The sequence below is a fragment of the Cellulophaga sp. BC115SP genome, from assembly GCF_009905545.1.
In the GTDB taxonomy this organism is placed as follows: domain Bacteria; phylum Bacteroidota; class Bacteroidia; order Cytophagales; family Spirosomataceae; genus Flectobacillus; species Flectobacillus rivi.
In genome coordinates this window covers 16,890-41,758 of sequence record NZ_JAAALB010000011.1, presented here as the reverse complement: position 1 = coordinate 41,758, position 24,869 = coordinate 16,890, and the positions used below count along the sequence as shown (strand labels likewise).

Sequence of the window (24,869 nt, the reverse complement as noted above, 5' to 3'; positions counted from 1 at the left end):
TGGATTTATTTTTTGGAAGACGAAGGAACTGTTTGATTCCTTCTAATGAGAGAGATAATAACTAAACAACATAGAACCGAGATCCCCATTACAAAAAAGCCTTGACAATATGCCAAAATGGCTTGTTGTTTGTTGACTGAACGACTAAGCATGCTCATAGCCTGATTACTGGCCTCGTCGAGGGACATTCCTTTGTCTAAAAACTGTTGTGTTATTTGGTGAATTCTTTCAGTAGTCGCAACATTAAAATCAGAAATGTTGACGATTAGGGCATTTCTAGCTTGAGCTGTTCTGGTATTTAAAAATATATTAATTACAGCTATACCGACTGCTCCACCAAGTTGTCTAAACATATTTGATAACCCCGCAGCTTGTGCTAAATCTTTGCCTGTGAGGCCAGCAACTGATAAACCAATAACAGGAGACATCATAAATGCCGACCCCATTCCTCTAAATAAAAACGGAATAATAAAGAAACTTTCGGTGGCATCTGCTGAGGCAAATGAAAGCCAAATCAAAAAACTAGCCATCATAATTGCACCAATACTCATAATTACTTTAGGATTTACTCCTTTTTTAAGCAAACGAGCCACAAAGGTCATGGTAATTGCTGTCATCAATGAACCCGGAATTAAAAATGCTCCTGTTTGAGTGGCTGTCCAGCCTAAGGATGTTTGCGCAAAAAGAGGAAAAATAAAAACCGAACCTGTAACAGCCGTACCTACTACTAAATTTAAAATATTTCCTAGCCTCAAATTGTAGCTTTTGTAAAGCTTTAGGTTTACAGCAGGATAGTCAATACTCAATTCTCGCCATACAAAGGCTGTCAAGGAAAATCCTGCAACCAGACTGAAAACCAGAATTTTAGTGCTTTCAAACCAATCATGTGAGCCACCCTCTTCTAATACATATTGTAAACATCCAAGCCCTATAACCAGATAAAAGATTCCTGCCCAATCTAATTTGTGGGGTTTGTTTACACCTTGTAAATCAGACACAAATCGCCACGATAAAAATGAGGCTATAATTCCGATGGGTAAATTGACAAAAAATACCCAGTGCCAACTTAGCGTATCTGTAATAAAACCACCTAACACAGGACCGAAGGTAGGACCCAGAATAACCCCCAATCCAAAAATAGCACTTGCTGTAGCAGCTTTATCTGGTGGGAATGACCCCAATATGATTGATTGTGAGGTAGATAATAACCCGCCACCTCCCAAGCCTTGGATGAATCGCCAAAAGACTAATACCCATAAATTGTTTGACAAGCCACACATGAGTGAAGCAAAAGTGAATACAATAATAGAGCCTGTAAAGTAATATTTGCGCCCAAACAAGCTCGAAAACATGGCTGATAATGGAATGACTATTACATTGGCAATACTATATCCTGTGACCACCCATGCTATTTCGGAAATACTAGCACCCACATTGCCACTAATTTCGGACAACGCTACGTTCACAACTGTGGTGTCGATTAACTCGAGTAAGGCACAAGCTATGGATGTGCCTACTAAGATGGCACGAGTAAATCCAGTTGGATAGGAGGCTAAGATTGTTTCATTTGATGCAAAATTTGCCATATTATTTTACGTTGATTTTAACTGAAACACTCAGTCCTGGATACAATGGATATTTAATCTTGCTAGGTATGATTAGATTAACTCTAATCGGTACACGTTGGACAATTTTGACAAAATTACCGCTTGCGTTATCTGGTGGCATTAAAGAAAACTTGGCACCAGTTGCTCCACTAAATGAATGAACCAATCCTTTCATATCTAAGTCAGGAAAGGCATCTATTTTTACATCTACGGGTTGACCTATTTGTACTGTTTTGAGTTGATTTTCTTTAATATTGGCAATAACCCATACCTGTTTTGTGTCTACTATGGCACAAAGGCTTTGTCCACTACTTACGAATTGTCCAAGCTGAACACCTCTTTTGGCAACAATTCCTGTACATGGTGCTACAACAAAAGCATGTCGTAAATCTTCTTCTGCTATTTGGAGCTCTGCTTTTCTTTGAGCCACCAGCGCTTTTGCAACAGTTATTTGTGCCTCTTCCGAGTTAGTCAATTTTTGTAAACCTTGAATGTTCAACATAGCAGCATTTTTGCGTACTGTTACCTTTTCTAGGTTAAGTTTTGCTATCGCATGTTGAGATTCGATAAGTTCAAATTGCTGTTCTGTAATAGCCTTGATTTTTCTTAATTTTTGAGCCCGCTCAAGTTCTTCTTGCATTCTTTTGTAGTTGGTAACTTCAGTAAGAATGTCTTGTTGATTTACCTTGACTAACTCCACAGATGCAGCCATGTTTTGACTACTTGCAAAGGCTTTGTTCAAATACACATTAGTATTTGCTTCAGCATTTGCTAATGCAGCTTTTGCTTGAAGAACCTTTGCTACTAAAACAGTTGTATCAAAGCTTAGAAGAGTATCACCTTTATTAATTGTTTGATTATCAGTAAAATGAATTTTAGTGACATAGGCCGTAATGCTTGAGCGTACCGTATAAATATTGCCATCAAGTTGGGCATTATCAGTTTCTATGTACTTATTACTATCGAGCCAATATCTAGCGCTAAACGACGCCACCAACACTATGATAAATCCTATAATTATCACTTTTGGGTTGATTACTATATTTTTCAGTTTTTCTTTCATAAACATCATTTTTAAAATTGTTAAAACTAAAACCGAACGGTCGGTATGTATTTGTTTAAATTTTTTTATAACCTAATATATGAGGTGTAAAAAACTCATAATTCAGCACTAGTGCTTATTTTCCTCTAAACTTATTTTTTTAGACAGTTTAGTTAATGATAGAGTCGTAGAAGTTTTTGAATTGATTTTGTACCTCTGTACTAAGCTCAGCAATTTGGCTGCTCAAAACGTGGTATGCCCCAATTCCATAACTCAAGTAAATAAATTGCTTAGCTATTTGAATATCATTCATCTTTGATGCAATTTCTCCTTTAGAGCGTGCTTGCGCTACTACATTTGTCCAAGTTTCTAACTCTTGTTGTTGTAATTTTTGTTGCATATCTCGAAATTCTGGAAACATTTTCATGGCGTCAAATATTAAAATATATTGATTGGCTCTTAGAACTCCAGAACTATCGCCCGTTTCGGCATTGTATTTTGCAATGCGATTAATAAGAAGGTTGATATATTGCACACAAAACTCCCAAAGAGAAATAGACTGAATGTTACTAAGGTTACCATGCACTGATTCCTGAAAAAAATGCTGAACGACTTCCTTAAAAACAGCTTCTTTGCTATTAAAATAATGATAAAATGCACCCTTAGACATGCCACTTACTTGAACAATGTCTTGCATAGTTACCTCGTGATAACTTTTTTGAAGTAACAGTTTAAATGCTGTTTGTAAAATATGTTCTCTTGAATTATTCATAAACCGACCATTTGGTCTGTAAAATTAGGGGCAATTTTTTACTTTTTCAAATTTTTAATCTAAATAATGAAAATAGGGGGTGTAAGTAATTGATTTACAGTTAAATGTTGTATTTTTTAATTGAGTTGTTTTACTAAGTAAATAATAGTTTTTCTCATCTATAACTGACAGAATTAAAAGATTAGTGTAATTTTGACACAATAACCTTTCAAAACAATTCTATGAAAAAATCTTCTTTTTTTACAGTGCTCCTGACATTGGCAACAGTCGGGTTGATGAGCTTTACATGCTTCCAAACGAAGGCTCAAAATAGTATCCAATACTTTAAATTACAGCAGGTGAAACTTTTACCTAGCGATTTTAAAAGTGCTCAACAGACCGACCTCAACTATATGTTGTCGCTCGATACCGATCGTCTGCTGGCTCCTTATTTGAAAGCCGCAGGACTCGACACCTTAAAAGCAAATTACGGCAACTGGGAAAATACAGGTTTGGATGGGCACATTGGAGGACATTATCTGTCAGCATTGTCAAATATGTATGCCTCTACAGGAGATGCTCGAATGAATCAACGACTTGAGTATATGTTGGCACAGCTCAAGCGCTGTCAAGATAAAATTGGTACAGGCTATTTGGGTGGAATGCCAGGAGGTATTGCACTATGGAAAGATATTGAGCAAGGGAAAATTATTACAGATGATTTTGCTTTAAATGGTAAATGGGTGCCATTGTACAACCTTCATAAATTATTCGCTGGTTTGCGAGACGCCTATGTGATTGCAGGCAAAGAATCTGCAAAAGTAATGCTCATTCGTTTGACAGATTTTATTAATAACATCGCCAATAAATTGACTGATGAACAAATTCAAACGATGCTAGTGTCTGAGCACGGCAGTTTGAACGAAATATTTGCAGATGTTGCAGCTATCACTGGCGACAAAAAATATCTTGAATTAGCAAAAAGGTTTTCGCATCGTAAAATCCTTGAACCTTTGTTGGCAAGGCAAGACCAACTGACAGGCTTACATGCCAATATGCAAATACCAAAGGCAGTAGGATTTAAGCGCATTGCAGAGGTTGGTGGAGATGAGGATTATTTAAAAGCTGCTCAATTTTTCTGGGAAACAGTCGTGAAAAATCGTACAGTCGTAATCGGAGGTAATAGTAATTCAGAGCATTTTCATCCAGCAAATGATTTTTCGCCCATGATTAATGATATAGCTGGTCCCGAAACTTGCAATACTTATAATATGCTCAAACTGACCAAGTCTTTGTTTCAGACTTCTGAACAATTGACTTATGTGGACTACTACGAAAGAGCCTTATACAACCATATTCTTTCGAGTCAGCATCCCACGCATGGCGGATTTGTGTATTATACCTCTATGCGTCCACGGCATTATCGAGTATATTCGCAGGCGCAACAGTGTATGTGGTGTTGTGTAGGTTCGGGTATGGAAAATCATGGTAAATATGGCGAGTTGATTTATAGCCATAAAGGAAATGATATTTTCGTCAACTTGTTTATTCCCTCTCGTTTGGTATGGAAAGCGGAGAGTGTAACACTTGTGCAGCAAACTAGATTTCCTGATTCTGAAACTACCGAACTAACGGTGGAAAATACCAGTGGCAAAACGTATGGCATTATGATTCGTTATCCTCAATGGGCTGGAAAAATTCAAATAGAAATCAATGGTAAAAAAGAGGCTATCGACGCTAAACCAGATACTTATATTCGTTTGGAAAGAGTTTGGAAAAAAGGAGATAAAATATCAATTAGACTTCCAATGAGCATTACTACAGAGGGCTTACCAGACGGTTCAAACTATGTGGCTTTTTTACATGGTCCAATTGTGTTGGCTGCTAAAACAGATACCACTGACTTAGATAATTTGATTGGTGATGCCAATCAATTTGGTGGTTACCGTGCCAGAGGGAAGACCTATCCATTCGAAACGATGCCAGTATTACAAACTGAAAATGCGAATCTGGCTACTTATTTAAAGCCAGTAGCAGGCAAGTCTCAAACGTTTGTAGCCCCTGAGCTAATTAGTCCAGCGAAATACAAAAATTTGGAGCTTATCCCATTTTACAGATTACATGATGCCAGATATATGATTTATTGGCAACTTAAAAGAAATAAGTAATACAAATTGAGTGAGTTTAGATTGAGTAGATGAGTGATTCTTTTTTCACCAGTAGAGACGCAATGATTGCGTCTTAAGATGTATCATTTTAAAATGTAGTATTAAACATGAGTCATCTAGAATTTTGCAACTAGGACGATTCTATATTTTTTTCATTAAAAAAGGGGTCGAAAAATAATTTTCGACCCCTTTTTTGATACTGCTATGCTATGTCTGACTCAGCTTGAGACGCAATCATTGCGTCTCTACTAATGGAATACAAATTTTACATTAATCACTCATTCGCTTAATTGTAAATCACATTTTTAAGCTCAACCATATTTTTACAAATTCTTAAAGGCATCCAATTCCAAAATCGATTTTGGTTTGAAAGGTTCAAGACTTTTGGTTTCGATTACATCAAAATTACGAATATCTACGTAGTCATTATATTCCTCACTGGTATTGATAATAACGCCCCCCAACAAGAAAATACGCTCACAATGAAATTCATTTAAACTCATACTTACAAGCTTTTTTATTTGCTTGTCTATAGCAGTATAGGTGTAATCTGTAATGGCTTTTTTGGGATTATCAGCAGTAAGAATTTTATTCTTAAACGGCATCAGAGTTTGTTCCAATTGAATTTGCTGATAATCATAATGTACACTTTGTGGCACATACGTATCTACATCATCGTCACTCTGGAAACGTTCGAGCGCCAACATCAAAGCCCCACAGCTATTGGTCAATCGTTTTTGACCAATACGTCGCATTCGTCCTAATTCACCCTCATCGGTTATGCCGATATGCGGACCATAAAAAATAAAAGCATCACCGCCATCAGGAATATGGTGCGAAAAAGCTACCATGCCTGTAAAGCCAGAGTAAGGCAAACCTCCTAATCCGCCCATTGTGAACGGTCGTGATAATACGCGACGAAAGTCTGTCGATACATTGACGTCATCAGAACAAACAGACGTGGCAAAAAGCATTTTTTTCAAGTCTGAATTGTATTCTTTTTCCAGCAAAGTCAAATAACTTTCCGTAATATCATCGCCACTTTTTGCATTAGGGTAGTATGCAGTTACTTTTTTAGTGATTGCCATAGTTGAATATTTTGAATAAAAACAGTAAAAATCAAGCCTCTTTTAGTTTTATGAGATGTAGGATTAGATAGCCAAAATCGTATAATTTTTTAGTTATATAGGTCAAAAGCTCGAAATTACAATTTTTTCGATTGGGACTTGAAATTACTGATAAAATGTCTCTAAGTTTGAATTAATTCATTTAAACAATTATAAAAAATCTAAAATCATTTATGAAAAAATCAACAATCCTCTTGTCAATCCTATTATCTACTGGTATAGTTTCAACGTCATTTTCTCAAAAGACACTAACCAAAATCTGGGAGACAGATACCCTAATTTCAACGCCAGAATCGGTGGTTTTTGACACCAAATCAAAAGCCTTATACGTTGCTTGTATCAATGGCGCACCAACAGCAACGAATGAAAAAAGTTTTATTTCAAAATTAGATTTAAACGGCAAAATAACCCAATTAAAAGTGACGGAGAATTTGCATGCTGTAAAGGGATTGGATGTATTGGACGGCAAGATTTATGTAGCAGAGATTTTCAAATTGGTTGAAATTGATGCTAAAACAGGACAAGTACTCCATAAGTACGAAGTACCAAATGCTACTTTTTTGAATGGTGTAAGTGTTGATCAGAAGAACAAAGTCGTGTACTTTACTGATATGCGTTCGGATAGATTATGGAAATTAGAAAAAGGACAATTGGTGAAAGTGGCAGAAGGCGCTCCTTTAAAAACACCTAATGGCGTATTTTTTGAAAATGATAAATTGATTATTGGTAATGGCGATGGAAAAATCCTTGCACTAGATTTAAAAACACAACAATATGCAACAATCGCCGAAGGAATGGGAGGACTGGACGGTATTTTGTCGGATGGACAAAAAGGTTATTTCGCTACTGAATGGAGAGGCAAAATCTGGCATATTAATCCAGAAGGCAAGACCCAATTGTTGTTGGACACCGTAGAAGCCAAAATGAATACCGCAGATATTGAATATATTCCTAGCCAAAAAATATTATTGGTTCCAACTTTCTGGAAGAATAAGGTCATTGCCTATAAAGTCAACTAGCCTTTGGTGGTGTTTTCGCCTTTGTCGGAGTTTTCTCCGACAAACTTTGAGGCAGCAACAATAGATTTTCAGTAATAAGCCCTCAAATTTATATACTATGACAAACCCTATTAAAATTGATGATAAAGCAATCATCATTAGAATTTCCCAAAAATATAACTCCAATATGTCTGCTGAGTCACTTTATGAGGCGACGAGAGGCGTATGGAGATTATCCAAAGAAAGAGCTTCCTATGCTGATATCGCATTTTCGGTAGCTGATGGTGTAATATTAGAAGTCTATGAAATCAATAGTTGGCATGAAGCTGGGACTACAATTTATCACACAAGAAATGATGTCCATGACTACCAAGGTCGTTTTGAATTTGAAGGTAAAATAGCTAATGAATTTATTAGAAATAAATACCTAGGTGAATCAGCCAAGTCTTATTTTAAGCGAGGAAGTAGTAATCCTATAACATACATAAATTGCTAAAATGTAGATTATTAAGTTGATTTTTCGGTCTTTGTCGGAGTTCTCTATGACAACCTTTGCGTCAGTAATAATATTCCAAACCCAAAGCTTTTATTCTTAATTGATTCAAACTATCCAACTATTTATTATGAAAAAACAACTCTTATTCTTTTGTTCAATCTTAGTATTGACGGTTCATATTGCTGTAGCCCAAGAAGTACCCAAAGAACCAGAGAATATTATTTCCCCAGAGGTCAATGCTGACCGTACGGTTACATTTAGGTTTTTTGCACCTAAGGCAGACACTGTACAAGTCACGTCAGATTTTTTGCCACCTGTAAAAGTGATGAGTCGCTTTGGCTTAGTCGATGGACCAGGTACTATTAATTTGACTAAAGATAAAAATGGACTTTGGTCATATACCTCCAAGCCATTGGATTCTGAGTTATATAGCTATTCTTTTGTGGTAGATGGAATAAAAACAACCGACCCCAATAGTCCTTATGCTTTGCGCAACTCAGCTTCTATGACCAATATTTTTATCGTTGATAAAGGTAGAGCAGATTTGTACAAAACTAATGATGTCCCACACGGAACCGTGACACATAATTGGTATCCGTCCGCAGGGTTGAAAATGAATAGAAGATTGACTATTTATACGCCAGCAGGTTATGAGCAGTCAAATGAAAAATACCCAGTTTTGTATCTTTTGCACGGTGCTGGTGGCGACGAGGAATCTTGGGCTGCGCATGGACGAGCGATACAAATTTTGGATAATTTAATTGCTCAAGGTAAAGCTAAACCCATGATTGTGGTTATGCCAAATGGTAATGTAGTACAAGACGCTGGCTATGGTTATGGGAAAGATGGTTTTTATAAGCCACAATTTCTATTGCCTCAATCGATGAATGGCGTTTATGAAGCTAACTTTATGGATATTGTCAGTTATGTAGAAAAGACTTTTCGAGTAAAAAATAACAAAGAAAATCGTGCTATAGCAGGTTTGTCGATGGGCGGTTTTCATACGATGCACATCAGCCGATATTATCCGAATACCTTCGATTATGTAGGCTTATTTTCAGCAGCAATTATGCCTCGCGAAGATGCGACAGGTAAAGTGTATAGCAACCTTGATGAAACGCTAAAAGTACAAAAAAACAATGGTCTGAAACTGTACTGGATTGCCATCGGGAAAGACGATTTCTTATATCAAGCCAATGTTGATTTTAGAAAGAAACTAGATGGTATAGGTCTAAAATATGAGTATTTGGAAACAGGAGAGGGACATATTTGGAAAAACTGGAGAATTTATCTTGCGGAATTTGCTCCAAGATTGTTTAGATAATTCCTTCGTATTGTAATGATTTGCGTCCAAAGACGTGTCATCTTGCTAATAAATATCCGCAAATTATAAATCCAATATCATTAGGGTGCGACTTAAGTCGCACCCTAATGATATTGGATTTACTCCCGAATAGTATTTGCATCATTCAATGCCATGATGGCAATTTCATCTTTTCTTTTGAAGGAAACACCTTTATGACTTTGTATGTATTTAATCAAATCATAAGTGGATTTAACCATCTGAGGAGTGCCCCCAATTCGGTCATGAAAACTGATAGAGAGCATTCGGCGTTTGAATTGACTTTCAAAGTACAATTGGTCAAACTCGGCTTTTACTTGATTGAAAAACTGGTCTGTAGAAAAATTTTTGCCTTCAATCAGTAGTATATCGTTGTTTCTCAAAGTATAGGGCACAACTGCAAAGTCCTTTTGATTGACTTTTATGACAAAAGGCTCATCTCTGCTAAGGTCGTCGATATGGTATTTAAAGCCAAGTTCTTGCAGGATATTCAAAGTGTTTTCGCCTCTACGTAGCCAATTGGCATTATACCCGATGGCGTTAAAACTTGTGATGTTTTTAATAGCATCTACACCGTCTTTGATAAATTTTTTCTCTTGCTCATAAGGCAAGTTGTATTGTGAACTCCAGTTCATCCCATGGGCGGCAGCCTCGTGACCTCGCTCTACGATTTCACGTGCAAGCTGTGGATTTTTCATTACAGCAGTGCCCACCATGTGAGAAGTAACTTTAACACCAAGCCTATCCCAATTGTCCAACATTCTTGGAATACCTTCTTTGTATCCGTATTCATACCAAGTTTTGGCAGGCAAATCTCGGTACCCTTTTTCGAGATTTTGTGGGAAAGGACTTTCGGCATTTTCTGGCTCACCCCCAGATTCAAATTGCATGGAAATAGATACCACTAATCTTGAGCCATCAGCCCATTTTGAGCTAGGTGCATTTTCTTTTGGTGAAGCTTTTGCTAAAAAACTAGATAACAATAAATGACTAAGTCCCAATGCGCTACTTTGTTGAATGAATTTTCTTCTGCTATCCATGACCTTATTTGTTGAAGAGGAAATAATCTAATGACCATGTATTGGATGAAATGAATTGTATTAAAATCGCAAAAAATACCAAATGGATTAATTGTGAAGGGAGTGCTTCCCAGTTCTCGATAAGCGTTGTTCCCAATAATAATAAAAGCATTACGATGCTTCCTGCCAAAAGTGCTTGTTTGGTCAATAGACCAAGAATTAGTAGCGTGCCAATCCCAAATTCGAGAATAGGTAGCGCATAACTAAATGGCGTAACGATAGCGCTAGGAAGCAAGGATTTTTCGAAAGAGGTAACCATCCATTTGCTAAAACCTGCCAGTTTGGGTAAACGTACCAAGCCGTGCCCAAACATACTTATACCAATGCCTAAACGAAGTAATAAAAATGAGGTAGTATTCATAATGTTTATTGTTTTTTGCAAAATTGCAGGTAAAATAGATTTGAAGTGTTGTATAAATAAAGGTTGTATTTGTAAGTTTAGAGGTATGGAAATACGTAATTTATATTTGCCATTTGAGTTGGAGCTTTGGGAGAAAGACCATTATGAGGCTCGTCCACATAAAAATACTTTTTTTGAAATGGTTTTTGTGTTGGAGGGAACAGGCATTCAGTGGATTAATCAATATCGATTGCCATTTGCCAAAGACAAGTTATTTTTGATTTTCCCACAAGATTCACACGGGTTTGAAATACAATCCTCGAGCAAACTATTTTTTATCAGATTCAATAGTGCATACTTGAATCAACAAAGTAAAGATTGGGTCAAAAGACTGGAGTTTATTTTTCATAATCACAACCATTTGCCTGGTTGTATTTTAAAAACTGTAGCTGATAAGCCCTTGGTCAGAGCTTTGGTTGAAGCGCTTATTCGCGAACATCATCATCAATTTCCTCATACAGAGGAGGTAATTCAACAATTGATTAACACGATTATTACCATCGCTGCCAGAAATATTTCTCTGATAACTCCCATAAATATTGACAAACCCAAATCTGAAACGGCTATGCTCATGATCAACTATATTCATCAGCATATTTATGAACCCTCAAAACTTCGAGTCGAAGAGCTTGCCAAACACTTCAATTTATCGGCTACCTATTTAAGTGAGTATTTCAAAATACAAACAGGAAGTAGTCTGCAAGAGTATGTGATGAATTATAAAATTAAGATTATAGAAATGAGACTGATACATACTAATTTGAATATCAGCGAGATAGTCTATGAGTTAGGGTTTAGTGATGCGAGCCATTTGAATCGTATATTTAAGAAATATCGAGGAATTAGCCCTAGTGAGTTTAAGCGGAGGAATAAGTATTAATGCAAAATAAAATTGCATTAATACGCTTTATGCTGTAAGCCATAGGCATTAGGCAAAAAAGCTTAAATTGTTTCATGAGAAATATCTTTCAACTTTTAGTCTACAGCATAAAGCCTAGATCTTAAAGCGGGTAGATTTTTTTAATTTTGCCCACTAACTTAAGTAACCGTGCAAAATTAACTTTATCAATTATATGACATTGATAAGCCTTATTATTAGGATTTTTAAAGAACCCAATCTTTTTATTAGCTCTGTAGGAGCGACAGTATGGTAGTAGTGAATCTATTTCCTGACCTACTAAACGAGCGCCGTAGGTGCGACAGAAAGCTAAAATCTGGAACTCTGTCGCACCTACGGCGCTCAAAAAAGGTTTTTCTCAAAACTTATTGCTACCAAACTGTCACTCCTACGGAGCTTTTACAAAGGGAAACGAGAAAATTTTCGTTTATTCAAGCTTGCCCACTAACTTAAGTTATCACAGCCTAAATAGAATAAGCTTCAATCAATAAATAAGGGGATTCTAGATGTTTGAATGGGGAACTATTACTCATTAAAAATCTGTAATATCTACAAACAACCATTTTATTGCCAAATTACATCATGAACTACCTAGCATATAAAACCCTATTCGAAGAGATTTTATCAGCAGAAACACCTGCCGCTCCTTACGACAAACCTGATTATTTAAACTACACGAAGCTCAATCAATCACGCATGAAGCGTTGGGATAAGCATTTGGTATTGTCAGAAGCGATTTTGAGTAAACTTCAAGAAATTACATCGCCTCAACATTGGATTATCATCACCGAACCTTGGTGTGGGGATGCAGCACATATCGTACCTTTTTTGATAAAAATCACAGAGCAAAATCCTTTGCTGACTTATGAGATTCAATTGAGAGATAGCGAGCCTTTTCTCATTGAGAAGTATTTAACAAACGGTACAAGTAAGAGTATTCCGAAGTTGATTGCGAGAGACGAGAGTGGGAATGACCTTTTTGTGTGGGGACCTCGTCCCGAAGGTGCTCATCTGTTAATGGAAGAATTACACGAAGCAAAAGCAGATTTTGAAACCATTAAAATCAAATTGCAAAATTGGTATAACGACAACAAAGGCGAGGAAATTTGTCATGAATTAGCTCAGTTGATTGGATAAGGTTTTCTTTTTGTAATTTTAATGTCCCATCGACTTTTAAGGATTGTTTAAATAGACTATCATGATACATATTAATTCAGAAACAACTTTTTCGTTAGAAAATACCCTCTTTTCATTTGCGCTCGAATCAGAGGCCGCCGAAGTATTTGAAGGACAAAATGTAGTATTTACAGGTATTGGAAAAGTAAATGCTGCTTACGAATTAACCAAAGCGATTCAACAACAAAAACCATCTTTGATTATTAATTTGGGAACAGCTGGAAGTAATTATTTTGCGAAGGGCGAAGTGATTTGTTGTACCAAATTTGTTCAAAGAGATATGGATGTACGAGGCTTAGGCTTCGAACTTTACGAAACCCCACTTTCTGGCGTGCCTCCCTTATTGGCGTATGGGCTTGAGATGGATGGACTAAAAGTAGGCATTTGTGGTACAGGCGATAGTTTTGAAATGGGTCATTCCGAAACCATTTATAATGTCGTAGATATGGAAGCCTATTCACTAGCTTTGATTGCCATGAAAGAAAACATTCCGTTTTTGTGTCTAAAATATATTTCAGATGGTGCCGATGACAACGCTGCCGAAGACTGGACAGAGCAAGTGCATAAAGCTGCGGTGACGTATGGGAAGTTGTTGAAAATATTGAAATAGTCAATAATATGAGTTTTAAATGAAATCACACAATTACCTAATTTGAGACTTAATCTTTGCCTCATAATTAAACTTACCCGCTTTAATACATGAGCATTATTATTTTGTTTATATTCATTCCAAAAGACTTGGCTCTGCATTATTAGAAAGTTGCAGAGCTAAGTCTTTTGAGGGAGCTTAGGTTTATATGATTGACATTAACTAAATCAACTGTTTAGCGTATTCTACTAATCCCTCAAGCCAATCTTGATGTCCATTTATCATGGGGTTAGGTTTTGTTTTTGCCAATTCTTTTGCGGGATTTCCGATTTGGGTTTCTTGCGTTAAGATTCTTACTCTTCCACCTTCTAAGTCCTCGATGAGCCAAGCATGAATAACGTCCAATCTTGTTTCTGCATCACCCTCAGCCCAACCATGCCATGCTAATCTTGCGGGCTTTCCTTCCACAGGAGGAGCATACTCTGTCACTTGAGCCTCAATCGGAAAACCAAATGTTTTAAAGCGAAAACGTACCTCTGCGGTTAATTGCTTATGTTCTTCATTAAGGAACTCAATGTCAGATGAGTTATGATAATATTTTGGCCACTCGAAAGGGTTGGCTAATAGAGGCCAAATGTCCGTGGTTCTTAATCCTGAAACAATTACTTCATTCGAACAAAAATTATCTGTAGTTCCTGGTAAATAGCCTTCTGGCCAGATGATTGAATTTTGCATTTTTTTATACTATTAAAATTATAGTTGCAAAACTAGTTTTAGTTTGTTTAATTTGAAATACCTATCAAAATAGATAGTTTAAAGATTATGAAAACAGAATGTAAAAGTGAAACCGTTACGCTCAACGGGAAGGAGTACCCTTGTACCGTTAGTTTAACAATGGATTTAATAGGAGGAAAATGGAAGGCAGTTATTCTCTATCACTTGATAGAAGGGAGTTTGCGCTTCAATGAGTTATCCAGAGCGATTCCTACTGTTACAGAAATGACCATTAGTTTACAATTAAAACAACTTGAAAAGGATGGTCTAGTTATCAGAACTGTCTATGGCGAAAAGCCACCCATAAGAGTGACTTATGAACTGACTACTTTGGGAAAATCCCTTATTCCGCTATTAAAAGCCATTACCGAGTGGGGAAATACTGTAGTGATCAGTGAGGGAACATTTGAGTAAACGTAAGCGTGTTTGCTAGAATGATGATAATTACCTTTTCTCAAATAACAGTCGTCCAAAATATTACTGAGCTTCGAGGAGTGACTTCTTGTTAATAAGCATAGCACTGTTCCGTAATTAATAAGTATTAATACGCTTTAAGCAGTAAGGTAGGTATTAGGCAAAAAGTTAAATAGTATTTCTCATGAAGTAATAGAAACTTTTTTGCCTAATGCTTACGGCTTATAGCCTAGAGCGTATTAATGCAATTTTATTTTGCATTAATACTTAAATTTTATTCATTTACTATGTTTTTGGAAAATCACATTTTCCAAAAACAACTTCTATTTCTTTCATCAATATTCTATTCTCTCGCAAATAGCTCAAAACCATTATATATCTTCCACAAAAGTGCCTTAACACTAATCCAATGAGCAGTTAAGTCGTTTCATTTCCCTTTTTTTCCTCTTCACTTCTATTCTAGTCATTACTTTCAATAAAAAATTAGGCTAAATCGTAATATTGATACAAGAAAAAGATATGCTTAAATATAGGTTCATGAAGAGTAGAGTAGCAACAATGACTATGAAATCATGGGAATATTTGTTAAGAGATCTTTTACAAATTCATTTTAATTTTTTAATAAACTCATTATAAATGAAAACCCATCTTATCAATTTTTGTATGATGGTCAGTTTGGCATTTTGTTCGTTTACTTCTGCCAAGCCAGATCTCAGTTTTCAAGCGCAAAAGTATGTTACTCAAACACTTACTTTCGAGGGAAAAACCTTTACGGTAAGAGCCTATGAAAATATCATTTATGTTACAAATCCTGTAGATACAGTCTACCAAAAAATGAATATTTACATCCCAGAGGAGTATTTTTTAGGAAAAAAATTGAATGGCTATACAGTCGAAACAGCTCCCATTTTCTTTCCCAATAAAGTAGGTGGATATATGCCTGCACAACCTGCAACCCTCAAGGAAATGCCAATGGGAATGGGAGGTAATCGCTCGCCAATGAATGGAATGCCTCCAATGGGTGACAGAAGACCTGAAGGAGCGCCAGCAATGCCACAAAAGCCATCAACTGTAGTTGCTGCGTTATCCAAAGGCTATGTGGTAGCTTCGGCAGGAGCAAGAGGGCGTACTTTGAAAGGAAGTAATGGCGAATACACGGGTAAAGCACCAGCGGCCATTGTAGATTTAAAAGCAGCGGTACGTTACTTGAAATTCAACGATAAACTTATGCCAGGGGATGCCAATAAAATCATTTCGAATGGTACAAGTGCAGGCGGTGCAATGTCTGCTTTAGTTGGGGCAACGGGAAATAATCCAGACTACGAGCCTTATTTACAACTACTAGGTGCAGCCAATGGAACAGACGATGTTTTTGCTGTTTCTGCTTATTGTCCAATTACCAATTTGGATCATGCTGATATGGCTTATGAATGGCAGTTTAGTGGCTACAATACCTACAAAAGGGGTGGGCCTATGCAGTCGAAAAATAGCGATGCTCCCTCTATGTTGAGTGAAGAGCAAATAAAAGTATCGGAACAATTGAAAACGCTTTTCCCTACTTACGTTAACAGCCTAAAACTAAAGGATACGAAGGGGAAACTATTGACTTTGGATGCTGATGGAAACGGGAGTTTTAAAGATTTAGTCATCAATTATGTTATCGCTTCGGCTCAGAAAGCTTTGAATTCAGGAAAAGATATGTCGAACTATTCATTCTTGAAAATTAATGGTAATCAGGTTACAGACTTAGATTTTGGTGCATATCTTAGTTACATGGAGCGTATGAAAACTCCTCCAGCCTTTGATGCTTTGGATCTTTCAACAGGAGAAAATATGCTATTTGGTACTGCTACGATTGATAAGCAGCATTTTACTGAGTTTGGGCAAAAAAACTCTAACGTGAAGGCTTCAAGAGTAGATGAAGTATTGGTGAAAATGATGAATCCTATGTATTATTTAGGTCAAAAAAATACGACAAATGCCAAACACTGGCGTATCAGACACGGCTCCAAAGACAAAGATACTTCGCTTGCTATTTCGGTGATATTGACTACGGTACTACAAAACAAGGGTATGGATGCTAATTTGGAATTTCCATGGGACAAACCCCATAGTGGCGATTATGACCTCGATGAACTATTTGCTTGGATAGACGGGCTTTGTAAATAAGTAAGAGACAAAGTGTATAAAACCTCCTGATATTGCCATATCAGGAGGTTTTAAAATAATGGCTAAAATTGTCTAGCCATAAAGTTTGATTCAGCGAACAATATTTCTCCTAAAGTCAAATTTTCTTCCTTAAATTTCATGGATTTTGTTCCATCATCATCATACCCCATGATGTTTGGATTATTATTGAATGCCCATGAAAGATGAAGCATAAGAAGTATTTTTTTGTTTTTAAATGCTCCTTTCAAGGGCTCTAAATGGGAAATGTCCTCAATGGTTTGAGTGAAATTGCTTTGTACTACCAATGTGAACTCCGAAGGAACATTTTCTGAAAAAGCTATATTTTTCACTTCGCTTTTTTCATCAAAAGAAATTAAAAAAGAGAAAGTACCCTGAAAAGAATGCACACTTCTCATGAAAGTCCTCTTATAAATACTACTCATTCCATTCGATACTGCCTCCGACACACGGCGATCTCCCCAAAACAAGTTGGTAAACACTGAAACAGTCTGACAATTTAGATCAGATGGATATTGATGTTGAGCTCTTTTAATCCATTTATTAATTCTTTTCCTTTGAATAGAATCAGTCTGATAGGAGGAGGTTTGTGCAATGATACTTTGTGCAATGGAGATTAGAAGAATAGAAAGGGTAAGATGTAGTTTGAGGTTTTTCATAGTAAAATTATTTAGGTGAATTGAAGTATTTTTGAGGTCTTAATCCTTGGATATTTGGATAAATATCCAAGGATTAAGACCTAGAGTGCATAAAGTTAAATTGTTTTTCTATTCAAATCGCACTTGTCAATTTATTTTACCAATCTCCCCATTTCCGAAAACATAGCTCTAAAGCAATTGGCGGAGGTATTTTCTTCAGCAGGTTTAGTAGTGTTTTTTCCATAAAACTCGTCCATAAAAGATTCTGCACTAGACCATACCGTTTGCATCATGCCTTGAAAATGGGGCTTCATAATGGTTGTAGAGGATTCGCGAAATCTGACCATATCTTGTGTTTGAACCACAGCGAACTTCGGCATTCTCCATGGGCAAGTAATGACGTTGAAGCCTTTCATCGCAAAATAAACTGCCGTTTGGTCAGGTCTTTCATAATGCCAATCGCAGATAGTTACATCTTTGACAATCAAATCAATAGCTCTGTGAGTATTATTAAAACTTCCTTCCCACATACCGATGCCAGTGGTTTTTCCATCGATTAGTCGGTCGCCCCAAATCCAGAGTTTTCTATTTTTGAGAGCCAAATGATTTCTAATTTCATTGACTTCTCCTGCGAATAGTTCTGCCTTATCTCGACCAGCGCAACGTGGACATTTGTCATCGCCAATGTAGAAGACTTCGTCCATTCCCGCATGAAAAGCAGTTGTTTCAAAGACATCACAGATTTCGTCGACTAATTCAAATACTATTTTATGGACGTTTGGGTGAAGTGGGCAATAACTTTTGCAATACAGACCATCAGCGTTTGGCCATACGTATTTTTCTGGCATTTTGACCCATGGCGTTTCATCAAATTCGGGATAAACTCTCAATAAATTGTGCGTAGTACTCGCCCATGACTGGTGTCCCAGTAAATTGATTTGTGGGATTAGTTGAATATTATTTTTCTTGCATACCGCAACCAACTTCTTAATATCCTTTTTGGATAATGCCTCTGGGTCTCGAAGTTCAGGATGGCTTTCAAACTGGTAATTGTAGTCCACACGCAACAGTAGGGTATTTACCTGACGAGTTACCAATTCATCTTCTACAAACTTGATAAAGTCGTTTAGTCGTTGCGTTTTGGGAGCAGTAATACAAAAAGCACGGGTGGGTATCAAACTATCAATTTTGGATTGAGAAAATAAGTTGGGATGCAATAAAACTCCCATCAGGAGCAAAAGGAAGTGTGAAAATTTTGTCATAGTGAGGTTGAATTTAAAAATTGGGTTGAGTACGCAATTTGCTTAAATTCAGTTCTGCATGCAAATGACTAACAGATAGGGCAGGGTAGGTATAAGAGAGGTTGCAAGAATACTTATAATAATAAGTAAGACCCTAGAATTGAGGGTCTTACAGGTAGGGTTATTATGAAAGTTTTTTTCTCAATTCGATGATTTGAAACGTTACTCCAACTAGAAACAATACGAGACAAATACCGACTAATTTGGCTACTAATGGGTCATCTGGACTACTTGCCCATGGGTGCTCCAATGGTAGACGAGTTGTGGTTTCGGTCACACCTGGTACTAAGTGAAAGAAGAAGGTCAGTGAATAAGCAACTTTTTCAATATAGGGTGAATATTTACCCAACGGTTGATTTGCCTTCTGTGCCAGATATACTAACCCTAACACCGCCAAGGTAATGATTCCAAGTACATGTGGCTTGCCAAATCCGCCATGTTGAAAAATGCCAAAACCTGTTAGGCAGGTAAGAATTGTAGCAATAACATACGTTTTACCAAGTGAATTATTCCATGTGATTTCTTTTAGTTTAATCAGCGAAATAGCACCAGTAAAAACTGCCACCAGACTGATTACCGTGTGAATGATTCCAAGAGAGGTAAGTCCAAACATCATATTTGTAGGGTTTAGGAAATGAAATGATACATTTACCTAAATATACAAAAATGTCATATTAATTCGTAAACTATTGTAAAATAGAGTGTTATTCCCTTTGGAGAGCGACAGAAGGCGCCCACCAAAGGAAATTAATCAAATTGCTAAAAGGACTCTTTTAGCTTTTCGGTAGACATTACTTCCTAGCGTCAATTTTACAAACTCTGTATCCTCGCTATTTTTGTGAAAGACAGAAACTTTATTTCCAATAAGCGAATATTTAAAGGAGTCATCATATTCTAGGATTGATAACTCCATAGAATTATCAGTAATATGAGACTTATATTGAGTCGAATAAACGCCCACGTATTCGTCCATGCTCATTCCTTGAAAAACAGACGATTTAGAAGATTCTATTATGATTTCAGGAGTGATTGAATCTGTTTCTGGATTCAACACATATTTTCGGAGTACATCTATATCATGATCAATATCGCTTACGATTAAACTAAAGTTGATACTTCCCCAAGCATTCAAGTATGGCTCATCAAAAAAATCTTCAAAATCATAATCTCCATCTGGAACATATTGAGTTTCACCGTCGTGTAAAAGTTCTATTGTTTTTCCCCAACCGAGAACATTTCCGTAAAATTCTCCCCTAACTAAACAATCATAATCATCGAGTACCACAATTGGACAATTAAAATCTCCTAGAACATCAAGGTTGCCGTGATTATAAGAACCGACAAATAGGTGTTGAACTGTCAAATCTTCCTGAACAAAAACTTGCTGCCCACCAACTGCAATGAAGTCGGCATTTAAATGCCCCAAAACAATCAAGTTCACTCCGTAGTCGGTTTCATAATTCAATATTTTCTTACATGTGAGGTTACCGTCAACAATGATTCCTGCTAACTCAAAATCATAATTGTCTGATTCTAAATCAATTTTATCAAGATTGGTGTCGCCCTCGTACCACAAAAAGTATGAATCTATATAATTAGTTCGTTGGTGCTTAGAAAAACAAAAGAGAAGTGCTTTCTGCGCTTGGCTTAAACGCTTTTCTACTTCTGGGAATGATAGTGTAAGGATTGATGACATTTGATTGATAAAGGTTAATAAAATGTAGTAATAGCTGAATTTAGTGAATTAATTGTGAAAAATGATTAATTTGAATGTAGTAAATACTTTCTGAATCTAAAATTGATATGCGATTTATTAAAAGCTATAGGTATTTGAGTTTGGTACTCTATCTTTCATTTTTGGGTTGCGAAAATAAACCACAGAATTATCCCTTTCTGAAGGATTTTATGTCCTATTTGACATACTTTAACCAAAATACAGGACTTAGTGCTGACTTTATACCTTTAGACGAGCAAGGTAATCAAATGCAAAGAATGTATTTTCTGAAAGCGTTAACCCAAAGACAATATATACCTATTCGGGAGGAGAAGAATGGTAAGGTTTATTATAAGCTTTACAGATTAGACAAGGAAAAATCTACCATAAATGACCGAATTCTCACAACAGTCGCACAATTTGCTGAAATCGAAGAGAATTTTATGAGCTATGAAGGTAAACCATTTCCTACCTTTAAAGTGCTGGACTTAGAGGGAAACCAATACGATAATCAGAACACTCAGGGTAAAATTCTTGTGTTAAAAACATGGTTTATTCGATGCCATGCATGTGTGGAAGAGATGCCTGCTATGAATAAGATGGTTAAAGCATTTGATCACCGCAAGGATATAGTTTTTTTGAGTTTAGCACTTGACAATGAAAAAAACTCAAGGAGTTTTTAAGTAAAAAAAGTTTCAATTATGCTACTGTGGCTAATCAAGAAAATTTTATTGAAAATACTTTGGGTTTTAACAGTTTTCCCACACATATCATCGCATCAAAATCAGGGCGTATTTTGAAAGTTTTTTCAGATGGAGAAAGATATTTACCCTATTATTTGGCAAATACTTGAAATAAGGTGAAAGTATTAGATTTTATTGATTTGATAATCAGTTGTTTGAGTTCTTGAAATAAAACCTGTTGACTACAATTATGAAAAATGTCTCCCAAAAACTATCGTTTCTTTTATTGTTTTTATCCTGCGGATATTTGACGTTTTCTCAATGTGAAATGGTTGAGTATGCCATGGATAATCCGCTTGTTACAAAGGCAATATATGCGTACTATAACCGTATTACCTTGCACGATCATCCTCTTTGGAAGGCCTTGAAAAAGGATAAAACAAAATTTATTCTTTTGAAGGAAGAACAAAGAAAACTTCCAAATGGTAAAGCCCACACAGAGTATTATGCAACTGTATCCAGTACCAATTTCTTCAAGACTGAAAAAGTCACTTTCAGTGGCTATTTTATCATGAATGACGTTCTTTTTGTTGTAGAATCAAGTTCTCAGAACACTTTTGTGGCAAAAAATAAAGAAGCAAAGATATGTCTAGATACAGTTTTAAGAGATTATAATTTAAAAGAGTATCAGCCGACCAGACGGGTGAAACGTATGTTTCATAACCAAGAGGTCGAAACTGTAGAGTTTGGCGATAGATTGTCCGACTCAGCTATGTACATCGTTTTGAAGCCTCAGTTCGAGGGATTTGAAAATAAAGACTATGCGCTTATTTTAGCAATAAATTGAAATATAGTTTTTCTTTGTTTCACAAGGTTAGTTATTTTCTTTTTCCTCCTAGTGGGCGATTTGAATCGCCCACTAGGAGGAAAAAAAGTTTTGGCAATGATATATTTTAACAACAAATACCCTGTTTCATAAGTCTAGTTGGTTAGTTACCCCCACTTTTTACCCGATTTTTTTCATCCTCTAAGCCTGTGTTTCTTTGGCGTGCTCCTACAATTTTACTGTTGCCAAAACGGTAAGAAAAATTGATACGTATCACACGACTTTCCCATTTGTTTCTGAGCTGAACATTGATATCGTTGAAGAGAAAAGTCCCATTAAAGTGTTGAGTCCAGAAAATATCGTTGATATTTAATTTGATAGATGCCTTGTCATTCATCATCTTTTTCTGGATTCCAAAAGAAACTGCCCCCATAGGATTCCCTGCTAGTTGACCTTCAATAAATGGAGACAAATACCAGCCGCTCAACTCCACTGAATATTTTCGAGGTAAGGTAAATTGATGCGTCATATTGGCAGTATAACTTGTTGCACGAGCATCGAAGGGCTGATAAACAGTGGTTGATGTGCCATTAGACTCAATCGTAGTTTTCGGAATTTCACCAACATAGTGATTATTGTATAAATTAAAGTAGGTATTGCTAAACCACCATTTGGTAATTGGCATAGGCACCGAAAACGAAATACCCAGATTTTCTACATAGCCAATATTGATTTTGGTAACATTGGTGGTTTTTAGGGCATTATTTTGCTCTAAAATTTGTGTCATTATACCTTCTGTTCTGCTGTAGTTGATTGTAGTGGTTATACTCTCTTTGTAAGTATGCGACACTTCTACGGCATTAGTGTATTGTGGTTGCAATAGTTCGTTGCCTCTTTGGTAGGTGTAAGGGTCTAAGAAGAACAGGAATGGGTTCAAATCCTCATAACTTGGTCGGTCAATACGACGACTGAATGAATATCCCAATTGATGATTTTTGGCGAGTTTTTGACGGAAAAATACACTTGGAAAAAAGTTGGTATAATGTCTGTCTAGTAAATCTTTGCCGAGTAAAGTCCCTTGTCCATTGGTATTTTCCATGCGTAAGCCCAACTGCATAGTCAGCTTTTTGAATTCTTTAGAATAGTTTATATAGGCAGCGTTGATATTTTCCTTGTAAACAAAATCTCGTGTACGTGTAGGGTCCAGCACAGGCGTATTATTATCCCCAACCAAGAAATCAAAGCGCATATCGTTGTTTGAGTTAACATAGCTAGATTTTAGACCAGCTTCAAACTTAGACGTCTTGTTGATAGGGTAAATAAGGTCAACTTTAAGCGAGTAAATATTGATTCTTGAGCCTGTCAAACCATCTTCATTTCTAGTCTCCCGTAAAATATTTTGTGTATCAAATTTGGAGGTTCTGTATTTCATCGAGTTGTCGGCATCATAACGAGCGTAGTCCAAATCGGCTGTAATTTCTTTGCCAGTTGAATCAATTACATGCTTGAAATTCAGGTTAGTGGCATAATTACCCCATTTATTTCTCATAAAGCCTAGCGTTACAGAGGTCGTATCCAATTGATTCAAGGCATTCTTAATAGCCGTTTGGTTGTTTCTGTCGTTATTCCAGTTACCATTCATGCCATTAAACAAAATGCCAATCGTATTCTTTTTATCAATGAAATAATCGAGCCCAACTTTATAAGCCAGCGAGTTATTTCTTCGTTTCTCATCTGCCGTCTGATTAAAACTTGATATTACTTTTTCACCTTCAAAGAACTTTCTGTCAATTTCCTGTAATTGAAAACTTTGGCGGTCATTTCCTGAAAAATTGCCGAATATATTGAGTTTTTCTTTTCGGTAATTCAAATTCAAACCTGCACTTTCTTTGGGTAATGACTGATAAAACCCATATCCTAATCCAAGATTGGCTGAACCATTGAAGCCTAGATTTTGATTTTTTTTCAAGCGAATATTAATCACACCTGCATTGCCAGCGGCGTCATATTTGGCAGGAGGGTTGGTCATAATTTCTATCTTGTCCAACTGGGTCGATTGCATATTTCGAAGCATATTTGCTAAGTCACTCGATGACATATACGTTGGTTTTCCGTCGAGCATAACCATGACATTCTGTTTACCTTTCAAGGATATATTCCCATCCTTATCGACGTTTACACCAGGCGATTTTTCCAGAATCTCAATCGCAGTACTTCCTGCTGAAACGACGGAATTTTCAACATTGACAACGGTTTTGTCAATTTGTTGTTCGATAAAAGGTTTTTTAGCCGTAACCACCACTTCGCTTAGTTCCTTTGATTCCTCAACCAATGTCAAATTAGAAAGTTTGATAGAGGGGTTTTCTGATGAAAGACTAAACTTGGGCGTGTAAAGTTTCTGATAACCCAACTGAGAAATAGCGATTAGATAAGAGCCAAATTTGATTTTTTCGAATTCGAATGTTCCATTGGCATCTGCCAAAGCCCCTTTTACCAAACTCGAATCTTTGGCTTGTAAAAGGGTAATTGTAGCAAACTCTACAATTTTACCTTTATGATCTGTGATTTGTCCTGTGATTTTTCCCTGTGCTTGAGTCCTGAGATTTGATAAAGTCAATAAAATCAGCAGCGTGTAAAAATAAGTTTTCATGATTGAGAA

23 protein-coding genes are annotated in these 24,869 nt (G+C 36.5%); 11 read left to right on the top strand and 12 right to left on the bottom strand.

The window, feature by feature from the left end; all coding sequences use genetic code 11:
- Positions 1-5: 5 nt before the first annotated feature.
- From GVN22_RS10820 to GVN22_RS10810, 3 genes are all read right to left on the bottom strand, one after another.
- On the bottom strand, positions 6-1,586 hold the full coding sequence (locus GVN22_RS10820) for a DHA2 family efflux MFS transporter permease subunit (RefSeq protein ID WP_166551043.1): 1,581 nt from the start codon (positions 1,584-1,586) through the stop codon (positions 6-8).
- 1 nt (position 1,587) lies between these two features.
- Positions 1,588-2,670, bottom strand: coding sequence for an HlyD family secretion protein (locus tag GVN22_RS10815; RefSeq protein ID WP_166551042.1), 1,083 nt, complete (start codon positions 2,668-2,670; stop codon positions 1,588-1,590).
- A gap of 148 nt (positions 2,671-2,818) precedes the next feature.
- Positions 2,819-3,421, bottom strand: a complete 603-nt coding sequence (locus GVN22_RS10810) for a TetR/AcrR family transcriptional regulator (protein WP_166551041.1) — start codon at positions 3,419-3,421, stop codon at positions 2,819-2,821.
- A gap of 221 nt (positions 3,422-3,642) precedes the next feature.
- Between GVN22_RS10810 and GVN22_RS10805 the strand changes: the two genes are divergently transcribed.
- On the top strand, positions 3,643-5,568 hold the full coding sequence (locus GVN22_RS10805) for a glycoside hydrolase family 127 protein (protein ID WP_166551040.1): 1,926 nt from the start codon (positions 3,643-3,645) through the stop codon (positions 5,566-5,568).
- A 323-nt stretch (positions 5,569-5,891) separates the two neighbouring features.
- Here the strand turns inward: GVN22_RS10805 and GVN22_RS10800 are convergent, their stop codons facing one another.
- Complete coding sequence (locus GVN22_RS10800; RefSeq protein WP_166551039.1) at positions 5,892-6,656, bottom strand: hypothetical protein; 765 nt, start codon at positions 6,654-6,656, stop codon at positions 5,892-5,894.
- A 212-nt stretch (positions 6,657-6,868) separates the two neighbouring features.
- Between GVN22_RS10800 and GVN22_RS10795 the strand changes: the two genes are divergently transcribed.
- The 3 genes from GVN22_RS10795 (at position 6,869) to GVN22_RS10785 (ending at position 9,513) form a co-directional block, all read left to right on the top strand.
- Positions 6,869-7,714: an SMP-30/gluconolactonase/LRE family protein gene (locus tag GVN22_RS10795; protein ID WP_166551038.1), complete on the top strand. Its 846-nt coding sequence runs from the start codon at positions 6,869-6,871 to the stop codon at positions 7,712-7,714.
- A 97-nt stretch (positions 7,715-7,811) separates the two neighbouring features.
- The gene (locus GVN22_RS10790; RefSeq protein WP_166551037.1) at positions 7,812-8,189 is read left to right on the top strand and encodes a hypothetical protein; all 378 of its coding nucleotides are present in this window, start codon (positions 7,812-7,814) and stop codon (positions 8,187-8,189) included.
- A gap of 127 nt (positions 8,190-8,316) precedes the next feature.
- Positions 8,317-9,513 carry an esterase gene (locus tag GVN22_RS10785; protein ID WP_166551036.1) on the top strand — a complete coding sequence of 399 codons (1,197 nt, stop codon included), beginning with the start codon at positions 8,317-8,319 and terminating at the stop codon, positions 9,511-9,513.
- Positions 9,514-9,632: 119 nt separating this feature from the next.
- On the opposite strand, the gene GVN22_RS10780 is transcribed toward GVN22_RS10785, so the two are convergent.
- Together GVN22_RS10780 and GVN22_RS10775 are read right to left on the bottom strand one after the other, a co-directional pair.
- Complete coding sequence (locus tag GVN22_RS10780; protein ID WP_166551035.1) at positions 9,633-10,571, bottom strand: polysaccharide deacetylase family protein; 939 nt, start codon at positions 10,569-10,571, stop codon at positions 9,633-9,635.
- A 4-nt stretch (positions 10,572-10,575) separates the two neighbouring features.
- Positions 10,576-10,971 (bottom strand): DoxX family membrane protein, encoded by a 396-nt coding sequence (locus tag GVN22_RS10775; RefSeq protein ID WP_166551034.1) that lies wholly within the window; start codon positions 10,969-10,971, stop codon positions 10,576-10,578.
- Between the two features lie 85 nt (positions 10,972-11,056).
- Here GVN22_RS10775 and GVN22_RS10770 point away from each other — a divergent pair, with 85 nt between their 5' ends.
- The 3 genes from GVN22_RS10770 to GVN22_RS10760 all read left to right on the top strand — a co-directional run bounded on the left by GVN22_RS10770 (position 11,057) and on the right by GVN22_RS10760 (position 13,694).
- Entirely contained in the window at positions 11,057-11,890 is an 834-nt protein-coding gene (locus GVN22_RS10770; RefSeq protein ID WP_166551033.1) for an AraC family transcriptional regulator, read from the top strand.
- Between the two features lie 600 nt (positions 11,891-12,490).
- Positions 12,491-13,045, top strand: a complete 555-nt coding sequence (locus tag GVN22_RS10765) for a thioredoxin family protein (RefSeq protein WP_166551032.1) — start codon at positions 12,491-12,493, stop codon at positions 13,043-13,045.
- Between the two features lie 61 nt (positions 13,046-13,106).
- Positions 13,107-13,694: a 5'-methylthioadenosine/S-adenosylhomocysteine nucleosidase gene (locus GVN22_RS10760; protein WP_166551031.1), complete on the top strand. Its 588-nt coding sequence runs from the start codon at positions 13,107-13,109 to the stop codon at positions 13,692-13,694.
- 201 nt (positions 13,695-13,895) lie between these two features.
- On the opposite strand, the gene GVN22_RS10755 is transcribed toward GVN22_RS10760, so the two are convergent.
- On the bottom strand, positions 13,896-14,408 hold the full coding sequence (locus GVN22_RS10755; RefSeq protein ID WP_166551030.1) for an SRPBCC domain-containing protein: 513 nt from the start codon (positions 14,406-14,408) through the stop codon (positions 13,896-13,898).
- An 87-nt stretch (positions 14,409-14,495) separates the two neighbouring features.
- On the opposite strand from GVN22_RS10755, the gene GVN22_RS10750 reads away from it, so the two are divergent.
- Both GVN22_RS10750 and GVN22_RS10745 read left to right on the top strand, forming a co-directional pair.
- On the top strand, positions 14,496-14,861 hold the full coding sequence (locus tag GVN22_RS10750; RefSeq protein WP_166551029.1) for a helix-turn-helix domain-containing protein: 366 nt from the start codon (positions 14,496-14,498) through the stop codon (positions 14,859-14,861).
- A gap of 636 nt (positions 14,862-15,497) precedes the next feature.
- Positions 15,498-17,030, top strand: a complete 1,533-nt coding sequence (locus GVN22_RS10745; protein ID WP_166551028.1) for a subtype B tannase — start codon at positions 15,498-15,500, stop codon at positions 17,028-17,030.
- 62 nt (positions 17,031-17,092) lie between these two features.
- On the opposite strand, the gene GVN22_RS10740 is transcribed toward GVN22_RS10745, so the two are convergent.
- From GVN22_RS10740 to GVN22_RS10725, 4 genes are all read right to left on the bottom strand, one after another.
- A complete protein-coding gene (locus GVN22_RS10740; RefSeq protein ID WP_166551027.1) occupies positions 17,093-17,707 on the bottom strand; it encodes a hypothetical protein in 615 nt (204 codons plus the stop codon).
- A 131-nt stretch (positions 17,708-17,838) separates the two neighbouring features.
- A complete protein-coding gene (locus GVN22_RS10735) occupies positions 17,839-18,948 on the bottom strand; it encodes a family 20 glycosylhydrolase (protein ID WP_166551026.1) in 1,110 nt (369 codons plus the stop codon).
- A gap of 163 nt (positions 18,949-19,111) precedes the next feature.
- Entirely contained in the window at positions 19,112-19,603 is a 492-nt protein-coding gene (locus GVN22_RS10730; RefSeq protein ID WP_205690855.1) for a hypothetical protein, read from the bottom strand.
- Positions 19,604-19,738: 135 nt separating this feature from the next.
- Positions 19,739-20,683 carry a hypothetical protein gene (locus tag GVN22_RS10725; protein ID WP_166551025.1) on the bottom strand — a complete coding sequence of 315 codons (945 nt, stop codon included), beginning with the start codon at positions 20,681-20,683 and terminating at the stop codon, positions 19,739-19,741.
- A gap of 107 nt (positions 20,684-20,790) precedes the next feature.
- Between GVN22_RS10725 and GVN22_RS10720 the strand changes: the two genes are divergently transcribed.
- Positions 20,791-21,384 (top strand): redoxin domain-containing protein, encoded by a 594-nt coding sequence (locus GVN22_RS10720; protein WP_166551024.1) that lies wholly within the window; start codon positions 20,791-20,793, stop codon positions 21,382-21,384.
- A gap of 250 nt (positions 21,385-21,634) precedes the next feature.
- A complete protein-coding gene (locus GVN22_RS10715; RefSeq protein WP_166551023.1) occupies positions 21,635-22,231 on the top strand; it encodes a hypothetical protein in 597 nt (198 codons plus the stop codon).
- Positions 22,232-22,373: 142 nt separating this feature from the next.
- On the opposite strand, the gene GVN22_RS10710 is transcribed toward GVN22_RS10715, so the two are convergent.
- Positions 22,374-24,860, bottom strand: a complete 2,487-nt coding sequence (locus GVN22_RS10710) for an outer membrane beta-barrel family protein (protein WP_166551022.1) — start codon at positions 24,858-24,860, stop codon at positions 22,374-22,376.
- Positions 24,861-24,869: the final 9 nt, after the last annotated feature.